12 protein-coding genes are annotated in these 15,332 nt (G+C 67.8%); 7 read left to right on the forward strand and 5 right to left on the reverse strand.

The annotated features are described in order from the left end of the window. Positions 1–556 precede the first annotated feature (556 nt). The 4 genes from thrC to Q0654_RS01385 are packed head-to-tail and all read right to left on the reverse strand — an operon-like array spanning position 557 to position 6,116. Positions 557–1,861 carry a threonine synthase gene (thrC, locus tag Q0654_RS01370; protein ID WP_298849718.1) on the reverse strand — a complete coding sequence of 435 codons (1,305 nt, stop codon included), beginning with the start codon at positions 1,859–1,861 and terminating at the stop codon, positions 557–559. Positions 1,862–1,863: 2 nt separating this feature from the next. Continuing rightward, the gene (locus tag Q0654_RS01375) at positions 1,864–2,796 is read right to left on the reverse strand and encodes a homoserine kinase (protein WP_298849720.1); all 933 of its coding nucleotides are present in this window, start codon (positions 2,794–2,796) and stop codon (positions 1,864–1,866) included. Beyond that, on the reverse strand, positions 2,793–5,303 hold the full coding sequence (gene thrA, locus Q0654_RS01380) for a bifunctional aspartate kinase/homoserine dehydrogenase I (protein WP_298849722.1): 2,511 nt from the start codon (positions 5,301–5,303) through the stop codon (positions 2,793–2,795). The genes Q0654_RS01375 and thrA overlap by 4 nt, the downstream gene beginning before the upstream one ends. A 45-nt stretch (positions 5,304–5,348) precedes the next feature. Beyond that, on the reverse strand, positions 5,349–6,116 hold the full coding sequence (locus tag Q0654_RS01385) for a helix-turn-helix transcriptional regulator (RefSeq protein WP_298849724.1): 768 nt from the start codon (positions 6,114–6,116) through the stop codon (positions 5,349–5,351). Positions 6,117–6,242: 126 nt separating this feature from the next. Here Q0654_RS01385 and Q0654_RS01390 point away from each other — a divergent pair, with 126 nt between their 5' ends. The 6 genes from Q0654_RS01390 to Q0654_RS01415 all read left to right on the forward strand — a co-directional run bounded on the left by Q0654_RS01390 (position 6,243) and on the right by Q0654_RS01415 (position 12,750). Beyond that, a complete protein-coding gene (locus tag Q0654_RS01390; RefSeq protein WP_298849726.1) occupies positions 6,243–6,674 on the forward strand; it encodes a hypothetical protein in 432 nt (143 codons plus the stop codon). Further along, positions 6,671–7,495, forward strand: coding sequence for a DUF2145 domain-containing protein (locus Q0654_RS01395; RefSeq protein ID WP_298849728.1), 825 nt, complete (start codon positions 6,671–6,673; stop codon positions 7,493–7,495). The genes Q0654_RS01390 and Q0654_RS01395 overlap by 4 nt, the downstream gene beginning before the upstream one ends. A gap of 191 nt (positions 7,496–7,686) precedes the next feature. Further along, positions 7,687–8,226, forward strand: a complete 540-nt coding sequence (locus tag Q0654_RS01400) for an ECF-type sigma factor (RefSeq protein WP_298849730.1) — start codon at positions 7,687–7,689, stop codon at positions 8,224–8,226. Between the two features lie 95 nt (positions 8,227–8,321). Next, positions 8,322–10,724 carry a serine/threonine-protein kinase gene (locus tag Q0654_RS01405; RefSeq protein ID WP_298849732.1) on the forward strand — a complete coding sequence of 801 codons (2,403 nt, stop codon included), beginning with the start codon at positions 8,322–8,324 and terminating at the stop codon, positions 10,722–10,724. Between the two features lie 526 nt (positions 10,725–11,250). Continuing rightward, positions 11,251–11,952: a class I SAM-dependent methyltransferase gene (locus tag Q0654_RS01410; protein ID WP_298849734.1), complete on the forward strand. Its 702-nt coding sequence runs from the start codon at positions 11,251–11,253 to the stop codon at positions 11,950–11,952. A gap of 168 nt (positions 11,953–12,120) precedes the next feature. After that, the gene (locus tag Q0654_RS01415) at positions 12,121–12,750 is read left to right on the forward strand and encodes an ECF-type sigma factor (protein WP_298849736.1); all 630 of its coding nucleotides are present in this window, start codon (positions 12,121–12,123) and stop codon (positions 12,748–12,750) included. 215 nt (positions 12,751–12,965) lie between these two features. On the opposite strand, the gene Q0654_RS01420 is transcribed toward Q0654_RS01415, so the two are convergent. Then, a complete protein-coding gene (locus tag Q0654_RS01420; RefSeq protein WP_298849738.1) occupies positions 12,966–13,145 on the reverse strand; it encodes a hypothetical protein in 180 nt (59 codons plus the stop codon). Here Q0654_RS01420 and Q0654_RS01425 point away from each other — a divergent pair. Next, a partial coding sequence (locus tag Q0654_RS01425) for a serine/threonine-protein kinase (protein WP_298849741.1) occupies positions 13,146–15,332 on the forward strand: 2,187 nt, incomplete at its 3' end.

Consider the following 15,332-nt stretch of genomic DNA (forward strand, 5'->3'; position numbering starts at 1 on the left):
TTCGTGACAGGCCAGGGACGGCCTGTCCACGAACACCCACGGACTCACGCGAACCCTTCGCGCACGGAGGCGCGAAGGGCGCGGACGAGGGGTGGCCTTTCTCTTGCCTACTTCTCTTTGGCCACGCAAAGAGAAGTAGGTCGGGCAGCCCGCAGGGCTGACCGAAAGCTCTTGCTCTTCGCCTCCAAACACGAAGCGACGAAACAAAACCGAGGCGAGAGTGAAGCTCATGGTGGGCCAGGGCCCACCCTATGACGGTCGCAGGGTCGGGCAGCCCGCAGGGCTGACCGAAAGCTCTTGCTCTTCGCCTCCAAACACGAAGCGACGAAACAAAACCGAGGCGAGCGTGGAGCTCATGGTGGGCCAGGGCCCACCCTATGACGGTCGCAGGGGCGGACGGCCCGAAGGGCTGACCGAAAGCTCTTGCTCTTCGCTTCCAAGGACGAAGCGACGAAGCAAGGCCGAGGCGAGCGTGGACCTCATGGTGGGCCAGGGCCCACCCTATGACGGCCGCAGGGCACAACCGCCCGAACAGGTCCCGGCACCTGCGCCCGCATCAGGCGTGTGCCATGCCCTTCAACACCGCCTTGAGCGCGTCATCTTCCGCCGCCAGCGGCTGCGCCTGCGCCGGTCGCGCCAGCAGGGCTGCGAGCGCCGGCGGCACCGGCACAGCATGGCCGACCAGGGGCTCGACCACACTCTCGAACTTGGCCGGGTGTGCCGTGGCCACCGCGATGAAGCGGCCCTCGTCGCCAGCCGCGCGGCGGTCCTCGATCACCGCGAAGGCCGCGGCGGTGTGCGGGCAGAGGGTGTGGCCGTAGCGGGCTTCGGCCTCGCGCATCACCGCCGACAGACGGACGTCGTCGATCGACTGCGCACCCACGTGCGCACGCAGCGTATCGATCTCCGGCAGCCAGTGGCGCAAGCGCTCCAGATTGCTGGGCGCGCCCACGTCCATCGCATTCGCCAGCGTCGACACACTCGGGCCGGGCCGGTAGTCGCCGCTGTCGATGAAGTCCGGCAGCACCCGGTTGGCATTGGTGGCCAGCAGCACCTCGTCGATCGGCAGGCCCAGCCGCCGCGCCCACAGGCAGGCCAGCGCATTGCCAAGGTTGCCGGTGGGAATCACGTAGTGCGCGGGCTCGCTGTACCGGGCCTGATGCGCCAGCGCCGAGTGCGCGTAGTAGCTCATCTGCGGCAGCAGACGGCCGAGGCTGATGCTGTTGGCGGACGACAGCGGAATCGCCGCGCGCAGCGCGGGATCGGAGAACGCCGCCTTCACCATGCGTTGGCAGTCGTCGAAGCTGCCCTGCACGCGGTAGGTGTGGATGTTGTCGCCGAAGCAGCTCAGCTGGTGCGCCTGGCGCGGGCTGACGCGTCCGTCCGGATACAGCACCACCACGCGGAAGCCCGGCCGACCATGGAAGGCCGCGGCCACCGCACCACCGGTGTCGCCCGAGGTGGCGACCAGGATGGTCAGCGGCTGCGCGCTCAACCCACGCGGCAGGCGCGCGAAGCAGGCGGCGAGAAAGCGTGCACCCACGTCCTTGAAGGCGGCCGTGGGGCCGTGGAACAGCTCCAGCACCTCGGTGCGGGGATCCTTCGTCGCCACTACCGGCACCGCAAAATCCAGCGCCTCGGCGCAGATCGCCGGCAGCTCGGCTTCGAGTGCGTCACCCGCGAAGAAGGGCGCGATCAGCGCGCTGGCGGTCTCGGCAAGGCTCAGCCCGGCGGGTGGCAGTGCAGCCAGCGTGGGAAACGTTTCCGGCACGAACAGTCCGCCGTCCTCGGCCAGGCCAAGCGCAAGCGCGTTCGAGAGCGTCTGCGGCGCGCCGCCGCCGCGGGTGGAGATGAAACGCATGCTCAGTCCTCCAGCAGGCGCGCGCCCGGCGCGTCCAGCGGTGAGATGTAGATCTGGCTGTCGAGATCATGGGCGGCGAAGGCCGCACGCATGGCGGCCCCCGCGCGCTCGGCGGCCGCGCGCCCGAGGCACCAGGCGAACACACTGGGGCCCGCACCCGAGATGCTGGCGCCGAGCGCATCGGCCGCGACTGCGGCCTGCTTGACGTCTTCGAAGCCTGGGATCAGCGCGGCGCGACGCGGCTCGACCAGTTCGTCGCGCAGGCCCGCGCGGATCAGGTCGAGATCGTTACGGTACAGGCCTGCGATGAAGCGCGCGAGGTGGCCGTTCTGGGTCACGAACTCGTGCAGCGCGTAGGGCGTGGCGAGTGCAGCGCGCGCACGGCGGGTTTCCAGCACGCAGTCCGGATGCACGAGTACCGAGTAGACGCCGGCCGGCGTCGGCAGCTTCAGCGGCGGCGCGTCGCCGACCGTGAGCACGAGGCCGCCGAGCAGCATGGGTGCGACGTTGTCGCCGTGGCGGCCGCCGCTGGCCACGGCTTCGCCGTCGAGGGCGCAGGCGTAGAGCGCGTCGACATCGAGCGGTGATTCCAGCAGCGCATTGGCCGCGACCACCGCAGCCACCGCAGAGGCTGCCGAGCCGCCCATGCCCGAGCCGTAGGCGATGCCTTTGTCGATCTCGACGTCAAGGCCGAAGCCGGGCTGCGCGCGCTCCAGCAGCGACAGCAGGGCGCGGCCGGCGGTGTTGTGCTCGGGCTCGGTGGGCAGGGCGACCTCGGAACCGCGGATCGCGCGGATGCGCACGCCGGGCTCGACGCTGCGCGCGACCGTGACGGTATCGCCAGCGCCTTCGATCACCAGGCCTAGCAGGTCGAAGCCGACGCCGACATTGCCGATGCTGGCGGGCGCGAAGGCCCGCGCGCTGCGTCGACTCACAGGCGCGTCCCCAGACCCTGCGCCACCCGCAGCAGGTCGGCAAACACGCCGGCGGCAGTGACCTCGGGTCCGGCGCCCGGGCCCTGCACGATCAGCGGGTTGCCGCTGTAGCGGGCGGTGCTGAACTGGATGATGTTGTCGGTAGGCTTCAGATGCGCGAAGGCGTGATCACGCGGCAGCTCGACCAGACCGACCGTCGCCGAGTGTGCATCGACGTGGGCGACAAAGCGCAGCACGCAGCCGCGCGCCTGCGCCGCCTGCAGGCGTTCCAGCATCGGCGCATCGAGCTCGGCGGCGCGGGCGAGGAATTCCTCGCGGTCGATCTCGCTAAGCTCGGGCGGCACCAGCCCGACCAGATCGACATCGGCCAGCTCGATCTCGTGGCCCCATTCGCGCGACAGGATTACCAGCTTGCGGGCCACGTCGAGCCCGGACAGGTCGTCGCGCGGATCGGGCTCGGTATAGCCGAGCTGGCGCGCCTCCAGCAGCAGCTCGGAGAAGGGCCGGCTGCCGTCGTAGGCGTTGAACAGGTAGGACAGGGTGCCCGACAGGATGCCGTCGATCGCATGCACTTCGTCGCCGGTGTCGAGCAGGTCGCGCAGGGTCGAGATGACCGGCAAGCCGGCGCCGACCGTGGCCTCGTAGCGCCAGTGGCCGTGGCGGGCCGCTTCCCTGACTCGGCGATACAGCTCCAGCGGCGCGGCGCCCGCCTGCTTGTTCGGCGTGATGATGTGGATGCCCGCCGCCAGCCAGCGCGGATAGTGGGCGGCGACGGTGGCGCTGGCGCTGCAGTCGATGATCAGCGCATGCGGCAGGTGCGGCGCGCGCACGTGCTGGGTGAAGTGTTCGAAGTCGAAGTGCTCGCTGCTGGCGGCGTACTGCGCGCGCCAGTCGGCCAGCTCAAGCCCGCTGTCCGAATGCAGCCAGCGCTGGCTGCCGGCGATCGCGCGCACGCGCAGGTCGAGATTGTTCTGCTCGCGCAGCTTCGGTGCGACGGCGGCCAGCTGGTCGAGCAGGGTGGCGCCGACATTGCCGGGGCCGATCACACCGATGCTCACGGTCTGCGGCGACAGGTAGAAGCCCGCATGTACCGCTCGCAACGCACGGGCCGCGTCGGCATCGCGCACCGCCACCGAGATGTTGCGTTCGGTGCCGCCCTGGGCGATGGCACGCACGTTCACCTCGGCGCGGGCCAGCTCGGAGAACAGACGCGCGGCGATGCCGGTGTGGCCGCTCATGCCGTCGCCCACCGCCGCCAGCACGGCGATGCCGCGCTCGACGTCGACCGCCTGCAGCAGACCAGCGTCGAGTTCGCGCGCGAAGGCACGCCGCAGCACTTCGGCCGCGCGCGCCGCATCGGCCTCACGCACGACGCAGCAGATCGAATGCTCGGAGCTGGCCTGGGCGATCATCACCACCGACACGCCGGCATCGCGCAGGGCGCCGAACACGCGCTCGGCGGTGCCGGGCACGCCGATCATGCCGGTGCCTTCCACTTCGACCAGGGCCATCTCGCGGGCGATGGTCAGGCCCTTGACCGGGCCGGCGCCGTCCTCGTGCTCGGGGCCGATGCGCGTGCCCGGGCAGTCGGGATTGAAGGTGTTGCGTACCCACACCGGAATGCCGGCTTCGAGCACCGGCCCCATGGTGCGCGGATGCACCACCTTGGCGCCGAAGTAGGCCAGCTCGAAGGCTTCGTCATAGCTCATGCGCGGCAGCAGGATGGCCTCGGGTACCAGCCGGGGATCGGCGCTGAGCACGCCGTCGACATCGGTCCAGATGTGCAGCTCGGCCGCTGCGAACAGACGCGCGAAGATCGCGCCGGAGTAGTCGCTGCCGTTGCGGCCCAGGGTCGTGATGCGGCCATCGGTATCACGCGCGACGAAGCCGGTAACCACCACCCGCGGCGCGGTATGGCTGGCGCGCCAGGCGGCCAGGCGCCTGCCGGATTCGGCCCAGTCGACCACGGCACCGAGTGCCGAGGGGCTGATGACCAGCACCGCGCGCGCATCCAGCCAGTCCACCGCCTCGCCTTCGGCGCGCAGGCGCGCGGCCAGCAGCTGCGCCGACCACACCTCGCCCAGGCCCTGCACGTACTCCAGCAGGTCGCCGGCCGGATGGCCCAGCAGGGCGACCGCGCGCAGCAGGGCGTGCAGGTCCTCCCAGTCGCGTTCGAGTGGGGCGAGCGCGGCGTCCGCAGCCTCGCCGAGCAGGGCGCGTGCGGCTTCACGATGACGCGCCGCCAGCGCATCCAGTTCGGCTTGGGCCTGGGCCGGGTCACGGCTGGCCGCATGCACCAGGCCGATCAGCGCATCGGTGACGCCGCCCATGGCCGAGACCACGCTGATCTGGCGGCCTTCGGTTCGACCTCGCAGCAGACCGGCCACATGGGCGATGCGCTCCGCGGTCTTGAGGCTGCTGCCTCCGAACTTGTGCGCCACACAGGTCTGCTGCTGGTCTGCCGCCACGACGATTCGCCCCGTGAAATGAAGGTGGAGTCCGAGCATAGCAGCGGCTCCGCGGCCTGCTGCAACGCGGCAGTGGGCTTGTGCCTAGGCGGACTGGGGCGCCGGCTCGACCGCGGCGCTGCCCCGGCGCAGAGGTCCGAACAGCCCGAGGCTCCAGGGCCGCTGCGCCAGCACCAGGCTCAGGCCGACGCGGCGCGCCGCGGGCAGGGCGGCGTCCTGCGCCATCAGCCGATCGAATTCGGCAGCGAACTCTTCCAGACGACGCTGCAGCAGCAGGGCCGAGGCGGGCGCCACCATGCCGCTCAGCAGCAGCAGGCGCTCCTGCTCGCCTTCGAAGCCGCGACCGAAGTAGTCAGGCAGCAGGCGCTGCTGGAAGAAGCGCTGCATCGGCCCTTCGCGTCGCCAGCGGAAGTTGCGGGCGGTGCGGGTGCGGGCGCGGTTGCCCGGCTGCAGCTCGATGATGCCGAGGCGATCCAGCCGGGTCAGCAGCAGGGTCCACTCCGGCTCGCTGAAGCGGTAGCGCGCCAGCACTTCGGCCTGGCTCCAGCGGTTCAGCACCAGGTACAGGGCGAGCAGAAGGGCGGGATCGTCGACCAGGGCCTGCTCCTGCGCGGCGCTGAGTTCGGCCAGCGCGGGCGCGCCGCGCTGGGCTTCCTCGACCAACTCCGGCAGGCCGATATGCAGCACATCGCAGATCTGCTCCAGGCGTTCCAGGGTGAGGCTGCGCCTCGACAGCATGCGCTTGACCGTGGGCTCGCTTAAGCCCAGCCGCGCGGCCAGCGCCGCATAGGTCAGGCCCTGGGCCTTCAGCAGGCGCTTCAGTGCATCCACGAGTTCGCTGCGCAGGGCCATGGGCTTGTCCTGATCGGGTATCGGATCACGATACCCGAGGGCGATTCCCCTGCGTCCAGGGGGATTCTTCTTGCACGGGCCCGGGCAGTGCACCGAGGCTGCGGGCACCCAAGGGAGGAGTCCGCCATGTCCACCACACCCGCATACGCACGCCGCCACCTCTGCCTCGGCCTCGCGCTCGCCTGCGCCGTCCTGCCCTCTGCCGGCTGGGCCCAGAGCGAAGCCAGCCGCGCTTCGGCACGCCTGTCGGACAGTCTGATCGCCGTCCCCGGCGCCAGCGTCGACCTGCTCGGCGCCGGCGGCGAGTTCAGCGTCGCCGCGCTGCGGCCGGTCGGCGGCAGCGTCGAAGTCGTGCTGCTCGGCGCCGCCGACGGCGCGCGGCTCAGCTTCACCTTGGGTCGGGATGCACTCAAGGCCAGCGGCGTGGTAGTGGGCATGAGCCTCTACGCCAGCGCCGTGGTGGGCGGACACCTGCTGTGGTCGGGTTCGGAAGCGGTGGCCTTCATCGCCGATGACAGCCTTGCGCCGCACATCCACCGCAGCGAACTGCGGCGATGAGCCGCTGGCGCTGGTGGGGCCTGTGGCTCGGTGCGTCCTTGTGCATGGCGATGGCGACAGCTGCCCAGGCCGGACGCGGCTGCGAAGCCACGACGCTGACGCCGCAGCAGTGGGCGGCCGCGGCCGAGAGCGCGCTGACCGTGGCCGCGGCGCTGGATGCCGCGGATGCCGAGGTCGCCCTGCTGGCCCGCGCCGGCACCGATCTGTCGAAGCACGGCCTGCACTACAGCCACGTCGGCTTCGTGCTGCGCGACCACCCGCAGGGGCGCTGGACGGTGGTGCACCTGCTGAACCACTGCGCCCGCGGCGATTCCGCCCTGTTCGCGGAAGGGCTCGTCAATTTCTTCGCCGACGACCTGCACCGCCAGGACGCCCGCATCATCTGGCTGGAACCACAGTTCGCGCAGCGGCTGGTGCGCCTGCTGCAGTCCCCGCACATCCACGCGCTGCACGAACCGCGCTACAACCTGATCGCGCGCCCCGACAGCCGCCGCACGCAGAACTCCACCGCCTGGGTGCTGGAGCTGCTGGCCGCCGCCGACTACGGCGCAGCGCTCGACCGCCGCAGCGCCCAGGCCCATGCACTTGCCAGCGGCTTCGCGCCCGACGAGGTGCGCATCGCCTACAGCAAGCGCGTGGCCGGCGGCCTGCTCGCCGACAACCTGGTGTTCACCGACCATCCGGTCGCCGCCCGGCTGTCCGGGCGCTACCCGGTCGTTACCGTGCGGGCGATCCTGCGCTACGTGGAAGCGCGCGGACTGCTGGCGGCACAGCGCGAGTGGCGCGGGGGCATCGAAAGCCTGCGGATGGGGCCAGCCTGATCGCTTTCCGGACGCGCTGCCTTCTTTGTCCCTTATGCGTTGCGGGGTGTGTAGTGTTGCGAGGGCTCACATGCCTGCGTCTCACGTCTGCCGTGGGCGGGGCCTCTGGAGTCCTGTTGCCTACCGGACTAACTGCAGCTGTGGCGAACCGAAGTAACATCGCGGTTGTGAGCATGCCCTCGGGGCGGGAAATGACCGCAAAGCCTGTCGACATTGATCATGAGCGCGCCGCACACGCGGGATCTGGCCTGTTCGAAGCGGTCTACGCTGAACTCAAGGCTCGGGCCAGTCGCATGCGTCTTGGCCATGGTGACTCGACGCTCGACACCACGGCCCTGGTCCACGAATCATTCCTGAAGGTCATGGACGCACTGCCCGGAGTGAGGGATCGGGAGCATCTGTACCGGCTCGCTTCGCTGGCGATGCGACAGATTCTGATCGACAACATCCGGGAGCGTGGTGCCGAGAAGCGCGGCGGCGATCTGCAGCGGGTGGATCTGGAAGCTATCGAGGTGCCCAGCGCCGATTCAGGCTTCGATTGGGCCAGCACGTATGAAGCGATCCAGCGACTGGACAGGCTCAGTCCAAGGATGGCGGACGTCTTCCTTCTGCGGACGTTCGGTCATCTGGGGTTCGAAGAAATCGCACCCCTGCTCGACTGCTCCAAGTCCAGCGCACATCGAGACTTCGAAGCCGCTCGCGCGTACCTGCTGAGCACATTGCACCTCTGATTTCAGCGCGCAGGGCGCCGCTGTGGCTTCGAAGCCAGCAATTCACCGTTGAACCTTGCCCGTCTGTCTTTGCCTGACTCTTCAGAGCACCTGCCTTGGATACACAGATTGAACGCGACGCGCTCGACTACTTACGTCGACTGCTGGATTCCAACCCGTCTCTGGATGGCGACATCGAACGTGAGATCAGCACCTCACTGGCGCCCCAGGTCGCTTCCCGGGTTCGCTCCATGCTGACGGCACTGCGCGCACAGCCCGCCGATCTGCCCGGGCTTTTTGAACCACTGCCGCCGAGCGCACCTACACATCTGGGCGGCTTCGTACTTGGTGAGATCCTGGGCCGTGGCGGCATGGGCACCGTCTTCGCGGGCCACAGACAGCAGGGCGAGGTGGTTCTGCACGCGGCAGTGAAGTGGTTGCCAATGGCGTGTTTCGAGTCGTCGCGGCGAGCACGGTTCGTGTTGGAACAGCAGGTGGTGGCGCGACTTTCGCACCCTGGCATTTCGCGACTGATCGATGCGGGCGAGACTCGCGAGGGTGGGCTCTGGTACGCCATGGAGCGCATCCACGGCCAGCACATCGACGCCTACTGCCTGACGCAGCGTCCGGGTCTCTCCTCGCGTCTGGAACTCGTCCGCCAGGTTGCGGAAGCGCTGGCGCACGCGCACCGCAACCTCGTTCTGCATCGGGACATCAAGCCCAGCAACGTGCTGGTCTCGGAGGACGGCAGGGCGCGCCTGATCGATTTCGGAATCGCCAAGCCGCTCGCCGGTCACAGCACGACGCTGACCGAAGAGCAGGCGCCGATGACCCTGCGCTATGCATCGCCTGAGCAGCTGAAGCAGGACACCCTCACCACTCGCAGCGACCTGTGGCAGCTGGCGGCCTTGGCGTACGAACTTGTCACCGGCATGCCCGTGCGCAAGCACATGGGCTCGGAAGCGGCTCTGCGGGCAAGCAGCGCAGCGCTGGAGTGCGCAGAAGCGCACGCCGCCTCGCTGGGCCTGAGCCCTCTGCAGCTGAGCAAGGCACTTCGAGGCGATATCGACGCCGTGCTGGCCAGAGCACTGCGGCCGGCTCCGGAAGATCGCTACGCCAACGTCGACGAGTTCCGCGACGATCTGCAGGCGATTCTGACCGGTTTGCCAGTGTCTGCGAGACGAGGCGAGACCTGGTACAGCACGCGTGCATTTCTGCGCCGGCATCGCCTCAGCCTCGGTTTCGCAGCCGTCGCAGCAGTGATGGCCGCGGGCTTGGTGTGGACGGCGTTCGATCGCACGCGCCAGCAAGCCGAAGCCGCCGAGCGCAGCGTAGCCCTGTTGTCCGACATCCTGCTGCAACTGCCTGAGGCCGACGAGGGCGGCGACGGCAACTCCATGACCGTGCCTGTGCTGTTGGCGCGAGCGAACGCTCGGATCCTTGACAATCTGGAACTCCCTGCACTGCATCGGATGTCCCTGGCAGCGCAGATCGCGCGTCGTGGGCTGGATCTTGGCGCCCAGGAGCCTGCACTTGAGGCCGCAAGCCGTGGCCTCGAACTCGCGGAGTCCCTGTTCGGGCCGGCTTCGGCGGAAACAGCCGAAGCGCTCGACCTGCTGGCTGAAGTGAAGGCAGTGGGCACCGGCGACACCGATGAAGCGCTGCGCCTGCTAGGAAGGTCGGCCACGATCCACGATGCCTTGACCCAGCAGGAATCCTCCGCCTATCTCAATCATCTGGTGACGCGGGCGTGGGTCGAGAACCAGGCAGGCAAGGGCGATGCAGCGCTGGAGTCGATTCGCTTGGCGTCCGAACTCGCTGGGCGACTTCCGGAAGAAGCGGCAGGCACGCACGAGCTTCATCTCTCGATGTACTCCATGTTCCTGCGCAGCGACGGCCAATGGGACAAAGCGCAGGAAATCATCGACGGCGCGCTGATCCAGCTCGATGCACTGGGCAAGTCCGCCCCTGCGGCCGTGGTGGCAGATCTAGAGTCCGAAGCCTGCATCGTCCACAGCAACCAAGCAACACCGTATGCCGTTCAGATTTGCCGTCGTCGTGTGGATTCCATCGATCGCGACGGCACGCTGGAAAGCCTGGGTGGTTCCACCGCGCTGTTGGGGCTGGCGATCGCACAGAACAATCTCGGCGAATCTGCCGCGGCCCTGGGGACCATCCAGCATGCAGAGGCCGTCACCCTGGCCTTCGAGGGCCGCAACCCGCGCTCGCAGAACATGCGCCACATCCAGCTCACGAGGGCCCGCATACTCACGCGCCTGCAGCGCTGGGACGAGGCCGCGAGCGCATTCCAGGAAGCCATTCGACTGTTCGCCACTCGCGATCCGGATACCTCGGGGCCGCGGGTCAATCGGATCCGCGTCGAGTGGCTTGAGGTACTGATCGAAGGCAACCGCCAGGCCGAGGCGCGGGCTCTCGTGGAGGCGGGCATCGCACTGCAGCCTGAGGACGCCGAGTATCAGGAGCGCTATCAGCGCGCCATCGCCGCACTTGCCGGGTAGGCTTGGCCAGCGACAGCCGAAGCCGCTGTCGTTGGATGAGGACAAGGCTGGAGCGCCCAACGGTGCCGTGCGCATCAAGCGTGCGAGCTCGAGGATTGAACACGGAAGTACTGCCCGGTGCATGCGTGGGCCCAGCGAAGGGGTCACCGCGCAGCGGCCGAGGCTACCCGCTCCTGCGCTGGACAGGTATACATCAAGGCCGGGTTGAACATGATCCATGTGGCCCCAGGTGGAACCAGTGGACAGCAACCTCGCCTGTCATCAAGTCCAGCGAGCTGCGTCGCGTGAAGAGACTCCCTTCCGAAGAGTTCTTCGAGGCGGCGGGTCGGTGCAGCTCCACACCACCTCATGATCTGGGAGCCAACAAAGCCGTGTGAACGCCACAATGTTGGCTGACCCGGCTCGGAACCGCAGCCGTTGTTCCATAATGCCGTTTCTACACTGCGCCACTTCCACCTTTTCCGCGCTTCGAGGTGCTTCCCGTATGTCGTTCGATCATCCTGTCCTTGGGCTCCATGACCGTGCCATGCCGACGCTTGAGGACGCCGAGCGCACGCACGAGCTGTACCCGCGCTGGGGCAGCATCGCACCGTTGCCGAACGCGCGGATGATGCTGCACGTCGGCGCCGAGAGCGTCGAGAACTTCCTGGTCGTTGGCGACGCCTGGGGTCAGCTGGTGGCTTCGCAGCTGGAAGGGCCCAGCAGGATTCTGGATATCGGCTGTGGCTGCGGTCGGACAGCACGCACCCTGCTGCAGAACCCGTGGGTGACCGAATACTTCGGCTTCGATGTCGTGCCGGTCTATCCGGCCTGGTGCAATCGCTGGCTCAGCCCGCTCGCGCGCGGCAAGTTCAGCTTCCTGCACGTCGATGTGCACAGCGAGCGCTACAACCCGCAAGGCCGCTACCGGGGCTCGGAGGTCGAGTTCCCTTACGCGACGGGATCACTGGATCTTGCATTCGCGGCCTCCCTGTTCACCCATCTGTTTGAAGCCGACGCCAGGCGCTACCTTGCCGAAGCGGCGCGCGTCGTGCGTCCAGGCGGCAAGCTGATCGCCTCTTTCCACGACCGGCCAAGCTCTGGTGTCTACAGCGGCGACGAGCACCGCGCGGACGTGGCGCCCGACTATTTCGAAGGCATGGCAAGGGCATCGGGCTGGGGCGGCGTTGGCGCGGAGCTGGACGATGTCTGCGGACAGCGCGTGCTGGTGCTCGTGCGGCAGGCCTGACCACGCGGTCGGATTTGGACGGCTGAACGTCGGTGTCGCGCCCGGCAGACAGCATGCTGTGGGTGCTGGATACCGATGCCTAGCATTGTGGAAAACCTCGTCGCCACACCCGGCGCGGCCGGGCTGGGTTGGCCCGGATCCTGAGTTCGCAGCGCGAGTGATCAAACCATGGACGCCAATGCAGTCCCTGAGCTGGCGCAAGAGTCGCAGGACCAGCAGCAGCTGCTGGTCGCTGTCTACGCTGAGCTGAAGGCGCGAGCCCGGCGTACTCGGCGAGGCCACGCCGACGGCACGCTGAATACGACTGCGCTGGTGCACGAGTCCTTCCTGGAAAACATGGAGTCCAACCCGCGCATACGCGACCGCGAGCACCTGCACCGGCTCGCCGCGCTTGCGATGCGCCAGCTGTTGATCGACAAGGTGTTGGAGCGCCAGGCCGAGAAGCAGGGCGGCCTCCTCAAGCGGGTGAAACTCGACGATCTGCACATCTGCCGAGATCGACGCCGAAGCCGAGTGGACCCAGGTGCGGCAGGCAATCGAGCGCCTGGACAAGCGTCAGTCCACGAATGGCGGATGTCTTCCTGCTGCGGGCGTTCGGAGATCTCGGCCATGAGGAAATCGCAGACCTCCTGGAGTGTTCCAAGTCGAGTGCGCACAGCGACTTCGAAGCCGCCAGAGCGTTCCTGCTCACATCACTCTGATCGGCATCTGATGGTTCCGCCGGTGCGCCTGCGCTTTGCCGGCTGGGCGCCGAATAGCGCCGGGGCGATAAATCGCCGCCGCGCCTCAGGGGAGTGAGGACGCGGCGACGCCGCTGCTCTTCAGCATGGAAAGCCCGAGAGGTGCCCCGGGAGATATGCGGTCGTGCTTGACGGAGCCTCACAAGAGGTCATTCATACAAACGGAATCCGACCCGCGTTTTTCCCGGGCGCAAGCATCGATTTCGCTGATGTCCCGCGATTCGCCCCAAAGGACCGCGCCACGCCAAGGGCCAGGTGCGATCCTTCGACCCTTTACTGACTACGAGACCGCTCACCGTGGACACTCAGCTCGATCTTGATCGCCAGGCGCTGGTGCTGTTCCGTCAGCTCCTTGAGCTCGGCACCGAAGACCGCGAGGCCCTGGATCTGGAGATCGCCAGCCTGGAAGCGCCCTTGGCTGAACGGGTGAGGCGGCTGCTTGAGCAGCACCATGTGCACACCGGGCGCCTTGAGCGACGCCTGGAGCAGCTGCGGGTCGGCAGCGATGTCCCGGCCCGCTTGGGCAGTTTCACCCTGCTGCGCGAGCTGGGCCGCGGCGGCATGGGCGTCGTTGCCGAGGGCCAGCGCGAGGCCGAGGGTTTCACCCAGCGCGTCGCCATCAAGTGGATTCCAGCGTGGCAGGTCGACGCCGCGCGCCGGCAGCGCTTCCTGTTCGAACGCGACGTGGTCTCACGCCTGCGCCATCCGAACATCGCGCAGCTGGTCGACGGCGGCGAGGGCGAGCAGGGCGAGCTCTGGTATGCGATGGAGCTCGTTGAGGGTGAGGATCTTCTTGAGCACTGTCGCGAGCGCAGGCTAGACCTGCGGGCCCGCGTCGGGCTGGTGCTGGATCTGTGCAGCGCCGTGAGTTACGCCCATCGCAACCTGATCCTGCATCGCGACATCAAGCCCTCCAATGTGCTCGTTGACAGGGAAGGGCAGCTCAAGCTGATCGATTTCGGCATTGCCAAGGGGCTGGATGATGCGGCGGAGGGCCTGACCCAGGACGCGGCGCCCATGACGCCACGCTATGCGGCGCCGGAGCAGCTTCGCGGCGAGCGGCCAACCACGGCGACCGATGTCTGGCAGGTCGCAGCAGTGGCTTTCGAGCTCTTGAGCGGCGAGCCCGCGCGCAAGGACGGTCGGACCCGCCGCGCCAGCACCGCCGCCCTGGACAGCGACAAAGCGCATGCCAATGTCGAACGTGCAGACCTCTCTAAGGCGCTGCGCGGCGATCTGGATGCCATCCTTCAGAGAGCCCTGAGCGACAGCGCCGAAGAGCGCTACGACAGCATCGAGGGGTTCGCCGCTGAGCTGCGCGCGTGGCTGCACGGCGAGCCGGTGCGCGCGCGCAGGGGTGAACGCTGGTACGCGTTGCGTCGCCACGTGGCGAAGCATCGCTGGGCGGTACTTTTCGGAGCGCTTGCGCTCGTCAGCCTGGGTCTGGGGCTTGCCGCCGCGACCATCCAGAGCCGACATGCTGCCGCCGAAGCACGCGCCGCCGAGGAAGCGAATGCCCTGCTGCTGCGAGCTTTCCTCGGGGGCTCGGGAAAGTTGGCCAGCACCCTCACCCTGCGCGGGTATTTCGACTACGTCATCGACCTGGTCGCGCAAGACACCACGCTGCCGCCAGCGCGACGGTATGAAATGCTGCTGCAGCTGTTGAACAGCACCCAGGATCTGGGGGGATCCGAAGCGATCGAGGGGGGCGCGCTGGCCTTGATCACAGCGGCTGAAGATCTGTTCGGACACGACGCTCTGGAGCTGGCCCATGCCCTGGATCGATCGGCGCAGGTGGCCCTGCGTCATCGGGGCGCGGCTGCGCGTGCCGACGCAGAAGCGAGACTCGAACGGAGCGGGGCCATCTATCACGCACGCGGCTTCGATTCGGGACACGAATATCTGGGCCACCTGAGATCGCGGGCCCATCTCGCCAATATGAGCGAAGATGTCGACAGCATGATCGCGATTGCCCGGGAGATGGTGTCGATCGCCGAGAACTCCACGGAGATTTCAGCGGATGACAGGCTGGGGCTCAGGGCACTGCTTGCATCCGCGTACTTCAGGGCACAGCGGTATGCCGAAGCTGATGCGGCTATGCAAGCCGTGTTGTTGGACGATGCGGCCCGCGGCGCCGATAGCGCTGAGATACTTGAAAACCACCTGCTCCTCAGCGCCAGGGCCTGTGAATACCGGGCCTTCCACGACGCGGCTGCGGCGCTGGAACTCTGCACCCGCGTGTACGGGGAGCTCAAGGCCAAGGACGCCCAGAACAGTGAAATGGGGCTGATGAATTTGCGCGGACTGGCCGAAGCCCAATCGCGCCTGGGACAGCACGATGCAGCCCTGAAGACCTTGCGTGAGGCCAATGCCATGGCCGAATCCGTGTATGGCGAGGGTGTCATGCCCCCGATGCACGTCAGAATCCTGCGTTCGCTCGGTAGGGAAACCTATGCGCTGGGCCTGTTCAGCGAGTCGGCCGGATTTCGTCGACGACTGCTGGACTGGTCCGACGCGCGCCGAAGAAAGGACACGGAGGATGCGCTGGAAATGCGGATCGAACTGATGGAATCCCTGCTGGCTGCCGTGTCTTGCCCCCAGGTTCTTGGACCCGATGGAATGTTAGACAGCCATCGAGGA

This window comes from uncultured Aquimonas sp., from assembly GCF_937888285.1.
GTDB lineage: Bacteria > Pseudomonadota > Gammaproteobacteria > Xanthomonadales > Xanthomonadaceae > Aquimonas.

Bases quoted from the DNA above. Each gene is read 5' to 3' on its own strand.
- thrC (WP_298849718.1), bottom strand. From the start codon at position 1,861: ATGCGTTTCATCTCCACCCGCGGCGGCGGCGCGCCGCAGACGCTCTCG.
- thrA (WP_298849722.1), bottom strand. From the start codon at position 5,303: ATGCTCGGACTCCACCTTCATTTCACGGGGCGAATCGTCGTGGCGGCA.
- Q0654_RS01385 (WP_298849724.1), bottom strand. From the start codon at position 6,116: ATGGCCCTGCGCAGCGAACTCGTGGATGCACTGAAGCGCCTGCTGAAG.
- Q0654_RS01390 (WP_298849726.1), top strand. From the start codon at position 6,243: ATGTCCACCACACCCGCATACGCACGCCGCCACCTCTGCCTCGGCCTC.
- Q0654_RS01395 (WP_298849728.1), top strand. From the start codon at position 6,671: ATGAGCCGCTGGCGCTGGTGGGGCCTGTGGCTCGGTGCGTCCTTGTGC.
- Q0654_RS01400 (WP_298849730.1), top strand. From the start codon at position 7,687: ATGACCGCAAAGCCTGTCGACATTGATCATGAGCGCGCCGCACACGCG.
- Q0654_RS01410 (WP_298849734.1), top strand. From the start codon at position 11,251: ATGCCGACGCTTGAGGACGCCGAGCGCACGCACGAGCTGTACCCGCGC.
- Q0654_RS01415 (WP_298849736.1), top strand. From the start codon at position 12,121: ATGGACGCCAATGCAGTCCCTGAGCTGGCGCAAGAGTCGCAGGACCAG.
- Q0654_RS01420 (WP_298849738.1), bottom strand. From the start codon at position 13,145: ATGGTGCTGCTCAAGCAGCCGCCTCACCCGTTCAGCCAAGGGCGCTTC.